Raw genomic sequence first — 14017 nt, 5'->3', positions numbered from 1 at the left:
CATGGACAATTTGAACTGGCTGCTGCAGGGGTTCGAGCAAGCAGCCACCCCCATGAATCTGCTGTACGCGTGCATCGGCGTCCTCCTCGGCACGGCGGTCGGCGTCCTCCCGGGCATCGGACCGGCCATGACCGTGGCCCTCCTGCTGCCCGTCACCTACAACGTCAGCCCGAGCGCCGCGTTCATCATGTTCGCCGGCATCTACTACGGCGGCATGTACGGCGGGTCGACGACGTCGATCCTGCTGAACACACCGGGGGAGTCGTCGTCGGTGATCACGGCGATCGAGGGCAACAAGATGGCGAAAGCCGGCAGGGCCGCGCAGGCCCTGGCGACCGCCGCGATCGGGTCGTTCGTCGCCGGGTCGATCGGCACGATGCTCCTGGTGCTGTTCGCGCCCATGGTGTCGAGTTTCGCGGTCACCCTCGGAGCCCCGTCCTACCTCGCGATCATGCTGCTCGCCCTCGTGGCCGTCACGGCCGTCCTCGGAACCTCGAAGCTTCGCGGATGCATCTCGCTGCTGCTCGGTCTCGCGATCGGATTGGTCGGCATCGACTTCCTCACCGGCCAGCCGCGTGCCACGTTCGGCATCCCGCAGCTGTCCGACGGGATCGACATCGTCGTCGTCGCGGTCGCCGTGTTCGCACTCGGTGAGGCGCTCTGGGTGGCCGCTCACCTCCGCCGCAAGCCGGCCGAGGTCATCCCCGTCGGCAGGCCGTGGATGGGCAAGAAGGACTGGAAGCGTTCGTGGAAACCGTGGTTGCGGGGTACCGCCTACGGGTTCCCGTTCGGCGCACTACCCGCAGGCGGCGCCGAACTGCCCACCTTCCTCTCCTACATCACCGAGAAGAAACTGTCGAAGCACAAGGACGAATTCGGCAAGGGTGCCATCGAAGGTGTCGCCGGGCCGGAGGCGGCCAACAACGCGTCGGCGGCGGGCACACTCGTGCCGATGCTGTCGCTGGGTCTGCCGACCAACGCCACGGCCGCGGTCATGCTGACGGCCTTCGTGTCGTACGGAATCCAGCCGGGCCCGACACTGTTCGAGAAGGAACCGCTGCTGATCTGGACGCTGATCGCGAGCCTGTTCATCGGCAACTTCCTGCTCCTGGTGCTCAATCTTCCGCTCGCACCGCTGTGGGCGAAGCTGCTCCGCACACCGCGGCCCTACCTCTACGCGGGCATCCTGTTCTTCGCCGCGCTGGGCGCGTTCGCCGTCAACCTCCAGTGGCTCGACCTCGCGCTGCTGCTGACGTTCGGGCTGATGGGTCTGATGATGCGGAGGTTCGGGCTGCCGGTGCTGCCGTTGATCATCGGCGTCATCCTCGGACCGCGCATCGAACGGCAACTGCGGCAGAGCCTGCAGCTCGGTGGCGGTGACTGGGGCAGCCTGTTCACCGAGCCCGTCGCGATCATCGTCTATATCGTGATCGCAGTGCTCCTCATCGCACCCCTCGTCGCCAAGGTCGTCCGCGCGCACTACCCCGTCGCGTCGCCCGATTTCCCCGACGGACCGGCCGGTGGCGACTCCACCGACACCAGAGAGAAGGCACACGCATGATCGTCGTCGGATACACCCCCGATCAGTTCGGAGGGGCCGCCCTCGAACACGGTGTCGCGGAGGCGCAGCTGCGCGGGACGTCGCTGCTCGTGATCAACACCTCGAAGGGCGACTCCCTCGCCGACCAGTCGTTCGCCGACAACGCGCACCTCCAGGAACTCGAAGGCAAGCTGGCCGCGAGCGGGGTCGACCACGAGGTCCGGCAGATCGTGGGAGACGAGACCGTCGACGTGATTCTCGAGGCCATGACGGCGCCCAGCGCGGAACTGCTCGTGATCGGCATCCGCGACCGCACCCCGGTCGGGAAGCTCCTGATGGGCAGCACCGCCCAGCGCCTGCTGCTGTCCTGCCGCAAACCGGTCCTGGCCGTCAAGCCCGAATAAAGTCCCTGTGAGTACTTATCAACCGCCCGCTGTTAATAAGTACTCACAGGTCAGTCGGTGAGGATGATCAGCTCGCGGTCCGACGCCACCTCGACGCGCAGGCCGGCCTTCGCCGCCACCCGTGCCACCCCGCGCACGTCCTGGGGTTCGGCGCGGGAGACGGTGAGCGCACGTGCCAGCAGACCCTTGTGGTGCTTGTTGAAATGACTGACGACGGTGCGGGTGCCGTCCGGCTTCTCGGTGAGGACGGTGGCGATCACGGCCTCGGGGATCGGTCCGAGTTGCTGGTACGTCCCCGACCGCAGGTCGACGACGAGACCGTCCGCTTCCGCGGCGATCGCCCGGCTCAGTTCCGGCTTCCACAATGCCCGGAGAGTGCCCATCCCGGGAAGCTTCGATCCGCCCGACAGCCGGTAGGCGGGGATCAGATCACCCGCGCGCACCGCACCGAACAGCGCGGACCCCATCGCCAGCCGCGACAGCGCCTTGGACTTCTGGGCCTTGGTGAACGACTTCGCGTCGAGCGCGTCGAACAGCACACCGGTGTAGCGCTCGAGTGCGGGCCGGGTGGGGGAAACCCACAGTTTGGCGTTCCGCTCGATCTCGTCGGCCTGGGTGGGGCCGAGGCCGAGCGCGAGCTGCGACGCCTCCCCGTCCGCCGCCAGCGCGACCAGCGCCTGGACCAGCACTTCGCGGGTTTCGGTGAGCTGCGGCATCGACAGCTCGGCCAGGTCGAGGGGCGCGTCGGCGCCGCCGTCGGACTTGGTTTCGGAGGGAGGAAGTAGCACCAGCACGCACGAAACCCTACCGACGCGCCCGGCCCTGTCCCAGCCGACTATTCTGATATCCCGTGATTACCCGCCTGTCCCACCTGTTCCTCCGCACTCTGCGCGACGACCCCGCCGACGCCGAGGTCCCCAGCCACAAGCTGCTGGTCCGCGCCGGTTACGTGCGTCGCATCGCGCCCGGCGTCTACTCGTGGTTGCCGCTGGGTCTGCGCGTGCTGCGTGAGGTCGAGCGGGTGGTGCGGGAAGAGATGAACGGCATCGGTGCCCAGGAGATCTCCCTGCCCGCGCTCCTGCCGCGCGAACCGTACGAGGCGTCCAACCGCTGGACCGAGTACGGCGACGGACTGTTCCGCCTGAAGGACCGCAAGGGCGGCGACTACCTGCTCGGCCCCACCCACGAGGAACTGTTCGCGCTCACCGTCAAGGGCGAGTACAACTCGTACAAGGATTTCCCGGTCACCCTGTACCAGGTGCAGACCAAGTACCGTGACGAGGAGCGCCCGCGGGCCGGCATTCTCCGCGGCCGCGAGTTCGTCATGAAGGACTCGTACTCCTTCGACCTCACCGACGAGGGACTCACCGAGTCGTACCGGGCGCACCGCGACGCCTACGAACGGATCTTCAGCCGGCTCGGCGTGAAGTACGTGATCGTGTCGGCGACGTCCGGTGCGATGGGTGGCAGCGCGTCGGAGGAGTTCCTCGCCGAGAGCGAGATCGGTGAGGACACCTACGTCCGCTGCCTCGAGTCGGGCTACGCCGCCAACGTCGAGGCCGTGAAGACGCTGGCTCCCGAGCCGGTGCCGTTCGACGGTCTGCCCGCCGCGAAGGTGCACGACACTCCGGACACCCCCACGATTGCGACGCTCGTCGACTGGGCGAACGGCGCCGATCTGGGCTGGACCGTCACCGCCGCGGACACCCTGAAGAACATCCTGGTCAAGACCCGGCAGCCCGGTGGGAAGTGGGAACTGCTCGGCATCGGTGTTCCCGGCGACCGCGAGGTGGACGACAAGCGTCTCGGTGCTTCCCTCGAGCCCGCGGAGTTCGAGTTGCTCACCGAGGCCGACTTCGCGGCCAACCCCTTCCTGGTCAAGGGCTACATCGGACCGAAGGCGCTGCAAGCCAACGGTGTTCGTTACCTCGTCGACCCGCGGATCGTCGACGGCACCAGCTGGATCACCGGAGCCGACGAGCCGGGCAAGCACGTGGTGGGGCTCGTCGCGGGCCGCGACTTCACCCCGGACGGCACCATCGAGGCCGCCGAGGTTCGCGACGGCGACCCGTCACCCGACGGAGCCGGTGCGCTCGTCGCGGCCCGGGGCATCGAGATCGGTCACGTCTTCCAGCTCGGCCGCAAGTACACCGACGTGTTCTCCGTGGACGTGCTCGGCGAGAACGGCAAGCCCGTCCGCCCGACCATGGGCTCCTACGGGGTGGGCGTCTCCCGCCTCGTCGCGGTGATCGCGGAACAGCATCACGACGAGAAGGGTCTCCGCTGGCCGGCGGAGGTGTCGCCCGCGGACGTGCACGTGGTGATCGCCAACAAGGACGAGACCGCCCGGGAAGGCGCCGAGGGGCTCGCCGCCGAACTCGACAAGGCCGGTCTCGAGGTGATCCTCGACGATCGCAAGGCGTCACCTGGCGTGAAGTTCAAGGACTCCGAACTGCTCGGTGTCCCGCTCGTCGTGGTCGTCGGCCGCGGCTGGGGCGAGGGCAAGGTGGAGGTCCGCGACCGCTTCACCGGCGAGAGCCGCGAGGTGGCCGCCGAGTCCGCGCTGAGCGAGATCGTCAACGCTGTCAGGGGCTGATCAAACCGCCCCACGCCTTTCGTCCGGACTGTTAGCTTGGCCTGACACGTCCGGACGAAAGGCTTGCTGTGACGAATTCCCTGCTGTTCGATCCGACCTCCTACGATCCCGAGCATTTCGATCCGGAGACGCGCAGACTGCTGCGGGCGCTGATCGAGTGGTTCGAGTCGCGGGGCAAGAAGCGGCTGCTCGAGGACGATCTCGAGGCCGTGTGGCCCGACGACTTCCTGGAGTTCGTGAAACGGGAGAAGCTGTTCGCGAAGTTCCTCACACCTGCCGACCTGGCGGGCGGCGACCCGGACAAGCGCTGGGACGCCGCACGCAACGCCGCCCTCAGTGAAATCTTCGGTTTCTACGGTCTGGCGTACTGGTACGCGTGGCAGGTGACCATCCTGGGTCTCGGCCCCATCTGGATGAGCGGGAACCGTGCCGCGAAGGAACGGGCGGCGACGCTCCTCGACGACGGTGGGGTGCTGGCGTTCGGGCTGTCGGAGAAAGAACACGGCGCGGACGTCTACTCGACGGACATGCTGCTGACCCGTGCGGACAACGACCCGGGCCTCGCGTTCACCGCGAGCGGCGACAAGTACTACATCGGCAACGGCAACGTCGCGGGCATGGTGTCGGTGTTCGGCAGGCGCACCGATGTGGAGGGCAGCGACGGGTACGTCTTCTTCGTCGCGGACAGTCGCCACCCGGCATACCACCTGCAAGGCAATGTGGTGCACGGCCAGATGTACGTCAGCACGTTCCGACTCGAGGACTACCCGGTGCGGGAAGAAGACATTCTCCACACGGGGGTCGCCGCGTTCGAGGCGGCGCTGAACACGGTCAACGTCGGCAAGTTCAACCTGTGCACGGGCTCCATCGGGATCTCCGAGCATGCGTTCTACGAGTCGATCACTCACGCGCACAACAGGATTCTGTACGGCAACCCCGTCACCGATTTCGCGCACGTGCGTGGAAACTTCGTCGACGCCTACAGCCGGCTGATCGCGATGAAGCTGTTCAGCGCGCGCTCCGTCGACTACTTCCGCAGCGCGAGTCTCGACGACCGCCGGTACCTGCTGTTCAATCCGATGACGAAGGCGAAGGTCACCTCCGAAGGGGAGAAGGTGATCGCGCTCCTGCACGACGTGATCGCGGCGAAGGGCTACGAGAAGAACACCTACTTCCGCGAGGCCGCCCAGTTGATCGGCACTCTGCCGAAGCTCGAGGGCACGGTGCACGTCAACGTCGGCCTCATCCTCAAGTTCATGCCGAACTACCTGCTCAACCCGGCCGAGTACCCGGAGATCGGCACCCGGCTCGACGCCGCCGACGATGCCTTCTTCTGGGCGCAGGGCCCGACCCGCGGCGCCGGCAGGATTCAGTTCCACGACTGGACGAAGACCTACGAGGCGCACTCGGACGTCCCCAACGTGTCCCGGTTCCACGAGCAGGCGACCGCGCTGAGGGAACTGCTCACCACCGCCCCGCCCGACGCGGCCCAGCAGAAGGATCTCGACTTCCTGCTCGACCTCGGGCACCTGTTCTCGCTCGTGGTCTACGGGCACCTGCTTCTCGAGCAGGCCGCGATCGCCGGTATCGACCGTGATCTGATCGACCAGATCTTCGACTTCCAGATCCGCGATTTCTCCGGGTATGCCGTTGCGCTGCACGGTAAATCGTCCGCCACCGAGGCGCAGCAGAAGTGGGCACTCGGTGCGATTCGCCGTCCCGTGGTGGACGCGGAGCGGTTCGCGCGGGTGTGGGCACAGGTGGAGAACTACGACGGCGCCTACGAAATGCGGCCGTAGACAGGGCTCTACGGGGGTGGGGTGGCGTCATCCCTCGGGGTGCCGGTTGCGCCCCCTGGGGTACCTGTTCCGGTGGGTGCGATCGGCGCATTCTTATGTGGCAAGCAAAACCCCACCCCCACAGAAAGATCCACACATGGCACACACCCTCAAGCGCACCCTTTCCGCTCTCGCCATCGCGGGCTTCGCCCTCACAGCCGGAGCGGGAATCGCCTCGGCTGATCCGGGTGGCAACGGCGGCACGGCGCCGGGCGGCACCTCGCAGGGCGGTAACGGTGGCACCTCTCAGGGCGGCGCCGGCGGCGCCGGCGGCAACGGTTCCGGTGGGAACGTCGTCCTTGGCGGTCCGGTTATCGGCAGCCCGGGCACGACCACCGGACCCCAGAACGCGGGCAACGGCGGCAATGGTGGCAACGGTGGCAACGCCGGGGATGCCAACGGAGGGAACGCCGGGGATGCGAATGGTGGCGCCGCAAACGGAGGCGCAGGTGCGGGCGACACGACGACCACGGAAAACACCGAGAACTGCGGATTCGTCTTCTGCTGGTGACCGAGTCGTGATCGCTCGATCTTGCTGAACAGCCCGAGGGGCCGTCACCGCCAGGTGCCGGCCCCTCGGCGCCACACCTGTACCGCCTTCCCGCCTCCCCGGCACCACGCACTGTGAAAGGTTCTTCCCATGTCGACGTCCTTCGGCTTCTCCACTGTCCTCACACGCACGGGTGCCACCGTCGCGGCCGCGTTCTTCGTCCTCGCGGCGGGCGCCGGCATCGCGTCGGCGGCCCCGGACGTCCCGTCCGATGACCCTTCCGTCAGTACCGTTGCCCCCGGACAGAACGCCCAGGGCGGCAATGTCGACATCGGCGGCCCGCATGTCGGGCCGATCGCCGTGGACGGCATCAAGGCCGGCCCAGGCGGAGCGAATGTCGGCGGCTACGACTTCGGCGGCGGCCAGGGGCAACTCTGGGGGTGACGGGATTCGCACCCCAGGGTGCCTGGTAGCGCCGGCCCGGGCGCCGCATTCTGAACTGGCAGTAGAGAATACCCTCCAGTCGCGAGCGGACCGGACAGGTCGATTCGTCGCGGCGAGGACCCCGGAACCGGAACTCACGAGGCGAAGATTCCGGGGTCCTCTCGAACTGGCACTCTCGGGTGCCGAGTGCTAAATTAGCGATGCACAGTGAATCTGGCTGCCCGTCGGGGTGGCGGGCGCCTCGAGTGATGTGGGAGGTGTGTTGCTGTGCTTCGCTTCGATCCTTTCAACGACCTCGAATCCATGACCAAGAGTCTGCTCGGCACGGAAACCGGAACCGCACGGGTCCCGCGATTCATGCCGATGGATCTGTACAAGGTCGACGACCACTACGTCCTGCACGCCGACCTTCCGGGCGTCGATCCGGGTTCCGTCGACGTCAGTGTCGACAACGGCACGCTCACCCTGACGGCTCATCGCAGCGCGCCGTCCGAGGAGAACGTGCAGTGGATCGCGTCCGAGCGGTTCAGCGGAACGTTCCGGCGCCAGCTGTCGCTCGGCGACGGCGTCGACCCGGACCGCATCTCGGCGTCCTACGAGAACGGTGTCCTGAGCGTGACCATCCCGCTCGCCGAACGGGCGAAGCCGCGGCGGATCGAGGTCTCCAGCCTCGGAACCGGCGAGCATCGCACGATCGAGGCGGGTCCCGCGAGCGAGACGGACTGACGCTGCAGCGGAACATCTGCTGTGTCGAAGCCCCCTCGACGAGGGGGCTTCGGCGTGCCCACGTCCACCCACCCCAGGGGTGGAAAGGGCAACACCTCCGGGTGCACCGGCCACCACTGGGGGTCCTGGTCGGGTCGGACCGTGCGCGGCACAGTAGAGAGAACAAGCAAGAACGTAACGCTTCACCAGCCGCGAGCGAAGAAACCGAGGAGGCCATCATGACGAACACCCCGGTTGCACACGAGCACGAGGGCCGGCGCCTCACGGTCAGGACCGACGACGGGATCGCACTCGCGGTTCGCGAGTTCGGTTCGCCCGACGCAGCCACCACAGTGGTGTTCGTTCACGGTCACTGCCTGCGCACCGAGTCCTGGTGGGCGCTGCGCAAGCAGCTGGTCCGCTTCTGGCGCAACGACGTTCGCATGGTCTTCTACGATCACCGCGGACACGGCGAGTCCGGGGAGGCGCCGGCAGCCACCTACACGATCGATCAGCTCGGCCGCGACCTCGGCTCCGTGCTCGATGCCGTCGCACCGCACGGCCCGGTCGTCCTCGTCGGGCACTCGATGGGCGGAATGACCGCGCTGTCCTACACCCGGCAGAACCCGCACACGATCGGTTCGCGGATCGTCGGCATGGCCCTGATCTCCACCGCGGCGTGCGATCTCGCCGAGGCCGGTCTCGGACGGCACCTGCGGAGCCCCGCGGTGTCGCTGTTCCGCACCGCGGTGCGCCGGGCACCCCGGGTCGTGCACGGATCGAAGCGCGTGGGACGCACCGTCTGCACGGCGATCGCCCGTGCGGCAGGCGCCCGCAACCGGGTCGTCGATCCTCGCCTGGCGGCGCTGGTCGCGGCCATGGCCAACACCACGTCCGTCGTCACCATGTCGAGCTTCCTCGAATCCCTGCTCGGGTTCGACGAGCGGCATTCCCTCGCCGCGCTGGCTCACATTCCGTCGCTGATCCTGTGCGGCTCGGTGGACATGCTCACCCCGCTCCAGCATTCCGTCGCGATGGCCTCGAAGCTCCCCGCCTCGGAACTCGTGAGCGTCGACGGGGCCGGCCACTCGGTGATCCTCGAACGTGCCGCCGACGTCGCACTCGCGATCATCGGCCTCGTCGAGCGAATCGCACACGGTGAGACTGCCGCTTTCGACCGCGAACTGATGGCCGTCGGCTGATCAGAGATCGCGCTCGTTGATGATGCCGCTGCGCATGGCCCGTTCGGCCAGGCTGACCCGCTTCTGATTCTGCGGGAGATCGCCGACGCCGAACTTCGCGAACAACGCCCGGAGGTGAGTCTTGATAGCGTCGACACTGAGAAACAGTTCCTGGGCGATCTGCTGATTCGACGCCGGATTCGCGAACGCGGCGCCGTGCTTGTACGGCCGGCACAGTGCCGTGAGGACCGCCCGCTGGGTGTCGGTGAGGGACCGGACATCGGGCATGTCGGTGCCCATCCGGGTGGCCTCGTCGAGAGAGCCGCCGAATTCCAGGTACCGGATCTTCGTTCCCCCGATGCGGATGCTGTCGCCCTGGCGGAGCCGCCGACGCCCCGCGAGACGCTCGCCGTTGACGAAGGTGCCGTTGCGGGAGAGCCCGTCGTCGAGGATGGTCCAGTGCGAGCCGACGCATTCGAGGACGGCATGGAGACGTGAGACCTCGTCGTCCTCGGTGAGGAGCAGATCGGAACCGGGCGACCGTCCGATCGTGACGCGCGCGGAAGTGGGGGAGAGGTCCACGGTGTGGTGGTGACCCTCCCGGTCGGAATAACTCAGTCGAGACTCAACGGCTCGGTCCACGGCGACACCCCTTCGGCACGCTTCCATCGTGCCCCGCCGCGTGTCCTCTGAGCAAGATCAAGAGCGGAAATCGCCGATCACGGATCAGTTCTCGGAGCCCGCGGCGTCCAGGGTGCTGCCGAACGCGCACACGGCGAGCTCCTCGAGCGCCGGATCCTGCCCGGCATGCTCGGGTACCTGCATGGCGAGCAGGGTGTTGAGGAGCATTCCGTTGGCGATGAAGATGCGCGCCCGTTCCGGGCTGCACCCGGTGCGCGTGCGGATCTGCGTGTAGAGCCGGGACATCCAGTCGCGGGCCAGCGCGCCGATCTCCGGGTTCGCGCCGGAGGTGAAGCCGTGCATCATCACGAGCAGGAGGTCGCGGTCCTCGAGCAGTTCGGCGTACGCGATGCCCATCGGGAGCCACGGCTCGTCGTTCTCCGGGGCGGCGGCGACATCGTCGAAGTACGGCTCGAAGGTGTCCATGATCCGACGCATCGCGCGGTCGAAGACGTCGGCGAACAGCCGCGACTTCGAACCGAACATGCGCACCACGTAGGGCTGGGACACGCCCGCCTCGCGTGCGACGGCGTCGGTGCTGGTGCCGTGATAGCCGTCCCTGGCGAACGCGCGGGAGGCGGCGGCCAGGACGAGTTCGCGACGTTCGGTCGCGCTCATGCGGGTCTGTTTCACGGGCGATGCCATGTTGACATGTTATCAGTCGATTACTAGTCTTCGAAATAAGTAATCATCTGATGCTTACAACTTCCTTCTTCCCGTACTCACGACTCGGATACGAGGACCCGTCATGACGACACTCTCCGAACGCCTGGAACACCAATCGGCGGCGCCTCCCTCGGGACGGGGCCACGGCCGGCTGGTGCCGGTATGGCTGGCGATCGTCGCCGCCTCGATACCGATGTTCATGGCCACACTCGACAATCTGGTGATGACCAGCGCCCTGCCGGTGATCCAGCGCGACCTCGGGGCGTCGGTGGGGCAGTTGCAGTGGTTCATGAACGCGTACACACTCGCCTTCGCGACGTTGATGCTGACGCTGTCGGCGCTGGGGGACCGCCTCGGCCGTCGCCGTGTATTCCTCTGGGGCATAGTGCTCTTCGCGCTGGCCTCGATTGCATCGGCGCTGTCGACCACCTCCGAGATGCTGATCGCCGCGCGCGCCGTCCAGGGCGTCGGCGCGGCCGCGATCATGCCGCTCTCCCTCACCCTGCTGGCCGGTGCCGTGCCGCTCGCCAAGCGCGCCCTCGCCATCGGGATCTGGGGCGGCGTCTCCGGACTGGGCGTCGCCCTCGGCCCCGTGGTCGGCGGCGCCGTCGTCGACGGGGTGTCGTGGCAGGCCGTGTTCTGGATCAACGTTCCTGTCGCAGCGGTCGCGATTCCGTTGGCGCTGTACGCGCTCGGCGAGTCGAAGGGAAAGCGGCAGCCGCTGGATCCGCTCGGCGTCGTCCTGGCCGGAGCCGCCGTGTTCCTCGGAGTCTGGGGCATCGTGCACGGCAACGACGACGGCTGGACCAGCGCCACGGTGCTCGGTGCTCTCGTCGCATCGGCGGTGTTGCTCGCGGCGTTCGTGGTGCGCGAGTTGCGCACACCCTTCCCCGTGATGCCGCTGCGACTGTTCCGGTCCCGGCAGTTCTCCCTGGCCAACGTCATCGGGCTGACGTTCACGCTGGGAATGATGGGCGCCGTCTTCCTCCTGTCGCAGTACCTCCAGATCGTCATGGGGTACTCCCCGTTCGAGGCCGGCCTGCGAACCTTGCCGTGGACCGCCGCACCCATGCTGGTGGCGCCGATCGCAGGCCTGCTTGCGCCACGGCTGGGTGTCCGGACCCTCCTCGTCACCGGACTGGTCCTGCAGGGGTTGTCGCTGCTGTGGATGGCGTCGCTCGTCGTCCCCGGCGCCACGTACGGCAGCATGATTCCGGCGTTCGTGATGGCGGGCGCAGGGATGGGTCTGACGTTCGCCCCCAACGCGACCGCCGTCCTCGCCGACATGCCCGAGGCCGACCACGGCACGGCTAGTTCGACCAACGCGACACTCCGTGAGATCGGAGTCGCGCTGGGGATCGCTCTGCTGACCGCGGTGTTCCTCGGTGCGGGCGGCAGCCTGACACCGACGGGATACGTCGACGCCCTCGCACCCGCTCTGTACGTGGGAGCCGGATTCGTGGCGGTCGCGGTCGTCGCCGCGGCCCTCATGCCGGGACGATCCAAGGCCGTCCTGGCGTCGACGTGACCGTGGTGGGGGTCAGTCCTGCCAGCCCGGCCGGACCAGCCCCCACTCGTACGCCATGACCACCAGTTGCGTGCGGTCGCGGGCGCCGAGTTTCAACAGAATTCGGCTGACGTGGGTGCGGGCGGTGGCGGGGCTCAGGAACAACCGTGAGCCGATCTCGGCGTTGGTGAGTCCCTCTGCGATCAGGATCATCACCTCGCGTTCGCGGTCGGTCAGGTCGTCGAGACGGGTGCGCTGCGGCGGCCGTTTGGCGTGGGTCGCGAACTCCGCGACCAGCTTCCGCGTCACCGACGGTGACAGCAGGGCGTCCCCGCCCGCCACCACGCGGACCGCCCGCACCAGTTCGGCGGGTTCGGTGTGTTTGACGAGGAAACCCGTTGCTCCCGCGCGCATCGCCTCGAACACGTACTCGTCCAGTTCGAACGTGGTGAGCACCACCACCCGCACGCCGGACAGCGCGGGATCGGCGGCGATACGCCGGGTCGCCTCCAGCCCGTCGAGCACCGGCATCCGGATGTCCATGAGGACGACATCGGGGACCAGCGAGCGAGTCAGGCTCACCGCCTGCTCACCGTTCTCGGCCTGACCGGCCACGGTGACATCGGCCTGCGCGTCGAGCAGGGCGGCGAACCCCGCCCGCACGAGGGCCTGGTCGTCGGCGACGAGCACGCGAATCGTCATGTCCGGCCCGCCGTGTCCCCGCCGAAGGGGAGCGTCGCCTGCACCCGGAAGCCGCCGACCGGTCCGATCCCGGCGGTCAGCTCACCACCCAGAGCGCGTGCGCGTTCCCGCATGCCGGGGATGCCGTTCCCGCCGCCACCGGTGGCCGTGCCGACGGGACCCCGGCCGTCGTCGTCGATCCGGACGCGGACGAACGTGGGCGCGTACGACACGGTCACGTCGGCCGACGAGCTCCCGGAATGGCGGGCCACGTTGGTCAGCGACTCCTGGACGATCCGCGCCGCAGCCACGTCGACCACGGCCGGCAGCGGCCTCGGTGCGCCTTCGACGACGGTCGTCACCGCGAGGCCCGCGGCACGGGCGCGCTCGACCACACCGTCCAGGTCCCCGAGCCCGGCGGTGGGCGCGATCGGCGGGTGGTCCTCGCCGCCCCGCAGCGATGCCAGCAGCGCATGGACGTCGCCGATCGCGTCGCGGCTCGCGACCTTGATCGCGGACAGCGCCTCCTGCGACTGTTCAGGTCTGCTGTCCCACAGCTCGAGTGCGACCGACGCCTGCACGTTGATCATCGAGAGGCTGTGTGCCAGAACGTCGTGCAGTTCGCGGGCGATCGCGAGCCGCTCCTCGCTGGCCCGTCGACGCTGCTCGTCCAGGACGCTGCGCCTCGCCGCCTCGGCGCGTTGCCTGCGGGCGTCGAGCGTCCCGCGGCGCTGACGGATGATCTCGGCGGCGGCGAGGAGCACCAGCAGCCACGCGGCGATGCCGGTGAGGGCGGCGAGTGACGGCGCCTCGGCAGACGACACGGCGGGCACGGCGAAGACGATCAGGGCGTAGCCGATCGCGAGAACCGGATAGGTGAGCCATCGGGATCCGGCCGTCGCGGCGCCGAGAAACGCGACGACGAGCGACAGGAAGACCGGGCCGTACCCGTATCCCCGCGCGACGTAGAGGACCGTGACGGCCAGGACGACGAACAGGACCGCGACAGGACGCCGTCGCCGGAAGACCAGCGCGACCGGACCGCACACCAGCAACACGAAGCCGGCGGCGTCCAACGGCTCCGCCCACGACTGGTTGTGGTTGGCGCCGATACTGCCGACCACCTGCACGATCGCGACGCCCAGGGCGATCAGGAGGTCCCGCGGGGCGATCGACGTGTCCCTCCGGTCAGTGCGCACCACCCGAACGTAGACCCGATCCGGCGAGCCTGTCATCGTCCGCGACGCGTACACGAGAAGACGCGCGCAGACGGATGTGCGCGAC

Annotated in this window: 14 protein-coding genes; 9 read left to right on the top strand and 5 right to left on the bottom strand. The window is 68.0% G+C overall.

The window, feature by feature from the left end; genetic code table 11:
- Position 1 precedes the first annotated feature (1 nt).
- Together QM841_RS29625 and QM841_RS29620 are read left to right on the top strand one after the other, a co-directional pair.
- A complete protein-coding gene (locus tag QM841_RS29625) occupies positions 2–1561 on the top strand; it encodes a tripartite tricarboxylate transporter permease (RefSeq protein WP_280784628.1) in 1560 nt (519 codons plus the stop codon).
- Complete coding sequence (locus tag QM841_RS29620) at positions 1558–1944, top strand: universal stress protein (protein WP_037245669.1); 387 nt, start codon at positions 1558–1560, stop codon at positions 1942–1944. Before QM841_RS29625 ends, QM841_RS29620 begins: the two co-directional genes overlap by 4 nt.
- Positions 1945–1994: 50 nt before the next feature.
- On the opposite strand, the gene yaaA is transcribed toward QM841_RS29620, so the two are convergent.
- A complete protein-coding gene (gene yaaA / locus QM841_RS29615; RefSeq protein ID WP_283334759.1) occupies positions 1995–2738 on the bottom strand; it encodes a peroxide stress protein YaaA in 744 nt (247 codons plus the stop codon).
- A 56-nt stretch (positions 2739–2794) separates the two neighbouring features.
- On the opposite strand from yaaA, the gene QM841_RS29610 reads away from it, so the two are divergent.
- The 6 genes from QM841_RS29610 to QM841_RS29585 all read left to right on the top strand — a co-directional run bounded on the left by QM841_RS29610 (position 2795) and on the right by QM841_RS29585 (position 9219).
- Positions 2795–4540 carry a proline--tRNA ligase gene (locus QM841_RS29610; RefSeq protein WP_283334758.1) on the top strand — a complete coding sequence of 582 codons (1746 nt, stop codon included), beginning with the start codon at positions 2795–2797 and terminating at the stop codon, positions 4538–4540.
- A gap of 68 nt (positions 4541–4608) precedes the next feature.
- On the top strand, positions 4609–6339 hold the full coding sequence (locus tag QM841_RS29605) for an acyl-CoA dehydrogenase family protein (RefSeq protein ID WP_283334757.1): 1731 nt from the start codon (positions 4609–4611) through the stop codon (positions 6337–6339).
- Between the two features lie 136 nt (positions 6340–6475).
- Positions 6476–6889 carry a hypothetical protein gene (locus QM841_RS29600; RefSeq protein WP_105419312.1) on the top strand — a complete coding sequence of 138 codons (414 nt, stop codon included), beginning with the start codon at positions 6476–6478 and terminating at the stop codon, positions 6887–6889.
- Between the two features lie 129 nt (positions 6890–7018).
- Positions 7019–7312 (top strand): hypothetical protein, encoded by a 294-nt coding sequence (locus QM841_RS29595; RefSeq protein WP_105419310.1) that lies wholly within the window; start codon positions 7019–7021, stop codon positions 7310–7312.
- Positions 7313–7579: 267 nt separating this feature from the next.
- Complete coding sequence (locus QM841_RS29590; protein ID WP_280784632.1) at positions 7580–8038, top strand: Hsp20/alpha crystallin family protein; 459 nt, start codon at positions 7580–7582, stop codon at positions 8036–8038.
- A 218-nt stretch (positions 8039–8256) separates the two neighbouring features.
- Positions 8257–9219 (top strand): alpha/beta fold hydrolase, encoded by a 963-nt coding sequence (locus tag QM841_RS29585; protein ID WP_280784633.1) that lies wholly within the window; start codon positions 8257–8259, stop codon positions 9217–9219.
- On the opposite strand, the gene QM841_RS29580 is transcribed toward QM841_RS29585, so the two are convergent.
- Both QM841_RS29580 and QM841_RS29575 read right to left on the bottom strand, forming a co-directional pair.
- Positions 9220–9867, bottom strand: a complete 648-nt coding sequence (locus QM841_RS29580) for an FHA domain-containing protein (protein ID WP_011598466.1) — start codon at positions 9865–9867, stop codon at positions 9220–9222.
- 57 nt (positions 9868–9924) lie between these two features.
- Positions 9925–10524 carry a TetR/AcrR family transcriptional regulator gene (locus tag QM841_RS29575; protein WP_283334756.1) on the bottom strand — a complete coding sequence of 200 codons (600 nt, stop codon included), beginning with the start codon at positions 10522–10524 and terminating at the stop codon, positions 9925–9927.
- A gap of 103 nt (positions 10525–10627) precedes the next feature.
- Between QM841_RS29575 and QM841_RS29570 the strand changes: the two genes are divergently transcribed.
- Positions 10628–12073: a DHA2 family efflux MFS transporter permease subunit gene (locus QM841_RS29570; protein ID WP_283334755.1), complete on the top strand. Its 1446-nt coding sequence runs from the start codon at positions 10628–10630 to the stop codon at positions 12071–12073.
- A 12-nt stretch (positions 12074–12085) separates the two neighbouring features.
- On the opposite strand, the gene QM841_RS29565 is transcribed toward QM841_RS29570, so the two are convergent.
- Together QM841_RS29565 and QM841_RS29560 are read right to left on the bottom strand one after the other, a co-directional pair.
- A complete protein-coding gene (locus tag QM841_RS29565; protein WP_280784636.1) occupies positions 12086–12754 on the bottom strand; it encodes a response regulator transcription factor in 669 nt (222 codons plus the stop codon).
- Positions 12751–13932, bottom strand: coding sequence for a sensor histidine kinase (locus QM841_RS29560; protein WP_283334754.1), 1182 nt, complete (start codon positions 13930–13932; stop codon positions 12751–12753). Before QM841_RS29560 ends, QM841_RS29565 begins: the two co-directional genes overlap by 4 nt.
- Between the last annotated feature and the right edge of the window lie 85 nt (positions 13933–14017).

This window comes from Rhodococcus sp. IEGM 1307 (assembly GCF_030056915.1).
GTDB lineage: Bacteria > Actinomycetota > Actinomycetes > Mycobacteriales > Mycobacteriaceae > Rhodococcus_F > Rhodococcus_F opacus_D.
The sequence above is the reverse complement of the archived record's forward strand: the minus strand, read 5'-3'. Positions and strand labels throughout refer to the sequence as shown.

Bases quoted from the DNA above. Each gene is read 5' to 3' on its own strand.
- QM841_RS29620 (WP_037245669.1), top strand. From the start codon at position 1,558: ATGATCGTCGTCGGATACACCCCCGATCAGTTCGGAGGGGCCGCCCTC.
- QM841_RS29600 (WP_105419312.1), top strand. From the start codon at position 6,476: ATGGCACACACCCTCAAGCGCACCCTTTCCGCTCTCGCCATCGCGGGC.
- QM841_RS29575 (WP_283334756.1), bottom strand. From the start codon at position 10,524: ATGGCATCGCCCGTGAAACAGACCCGCATGAGCGCGACCGAACGTCGC.
- QM841_RS29580 (WP_011598466.1), bottom strand. From the start codon at position 9,867: ATGGAAGCGTGCCGAAGGGGTGTCGCCGTGGACCGAGCCGTTGAGTCT.
- QM841_RS29570 (WP_283334755.1), top strand. From the start codon at position 10,628: ATGACGACACTCTCCGAACGCCTGGAACACCAATCGGCGGCGCCTCCC.
- QM841_RS29585 (WP_280784633.1), top strand. From the start codon at position 8,257: ATGACGAACACCCCGGTTGCACACGAGCACGAGGGCCGGCGCCTCACG.
- QM841_RS29595 (WP_105419310.1), top strand. From the start codon at position 7,019: ATGTCGACGTCCTTCGGCTTCTCCACTGTCCTCACACGCACGGGTGCC.
- QM841_RS29625 (WP_280784628.1), top strand. From the start codon at position 2: ATGGACAATTTGAACTGGCTGCTGCAGGGGTTCGAGCAAGCAGCCACC.
- QM841_RS29565 (WP_280784636.1), bottom strand. From the start codon at position 12,754: ATGACGATTCGCGTGCTCGTCGCCGACGACCAGGCCCTCGTGCGGGCG.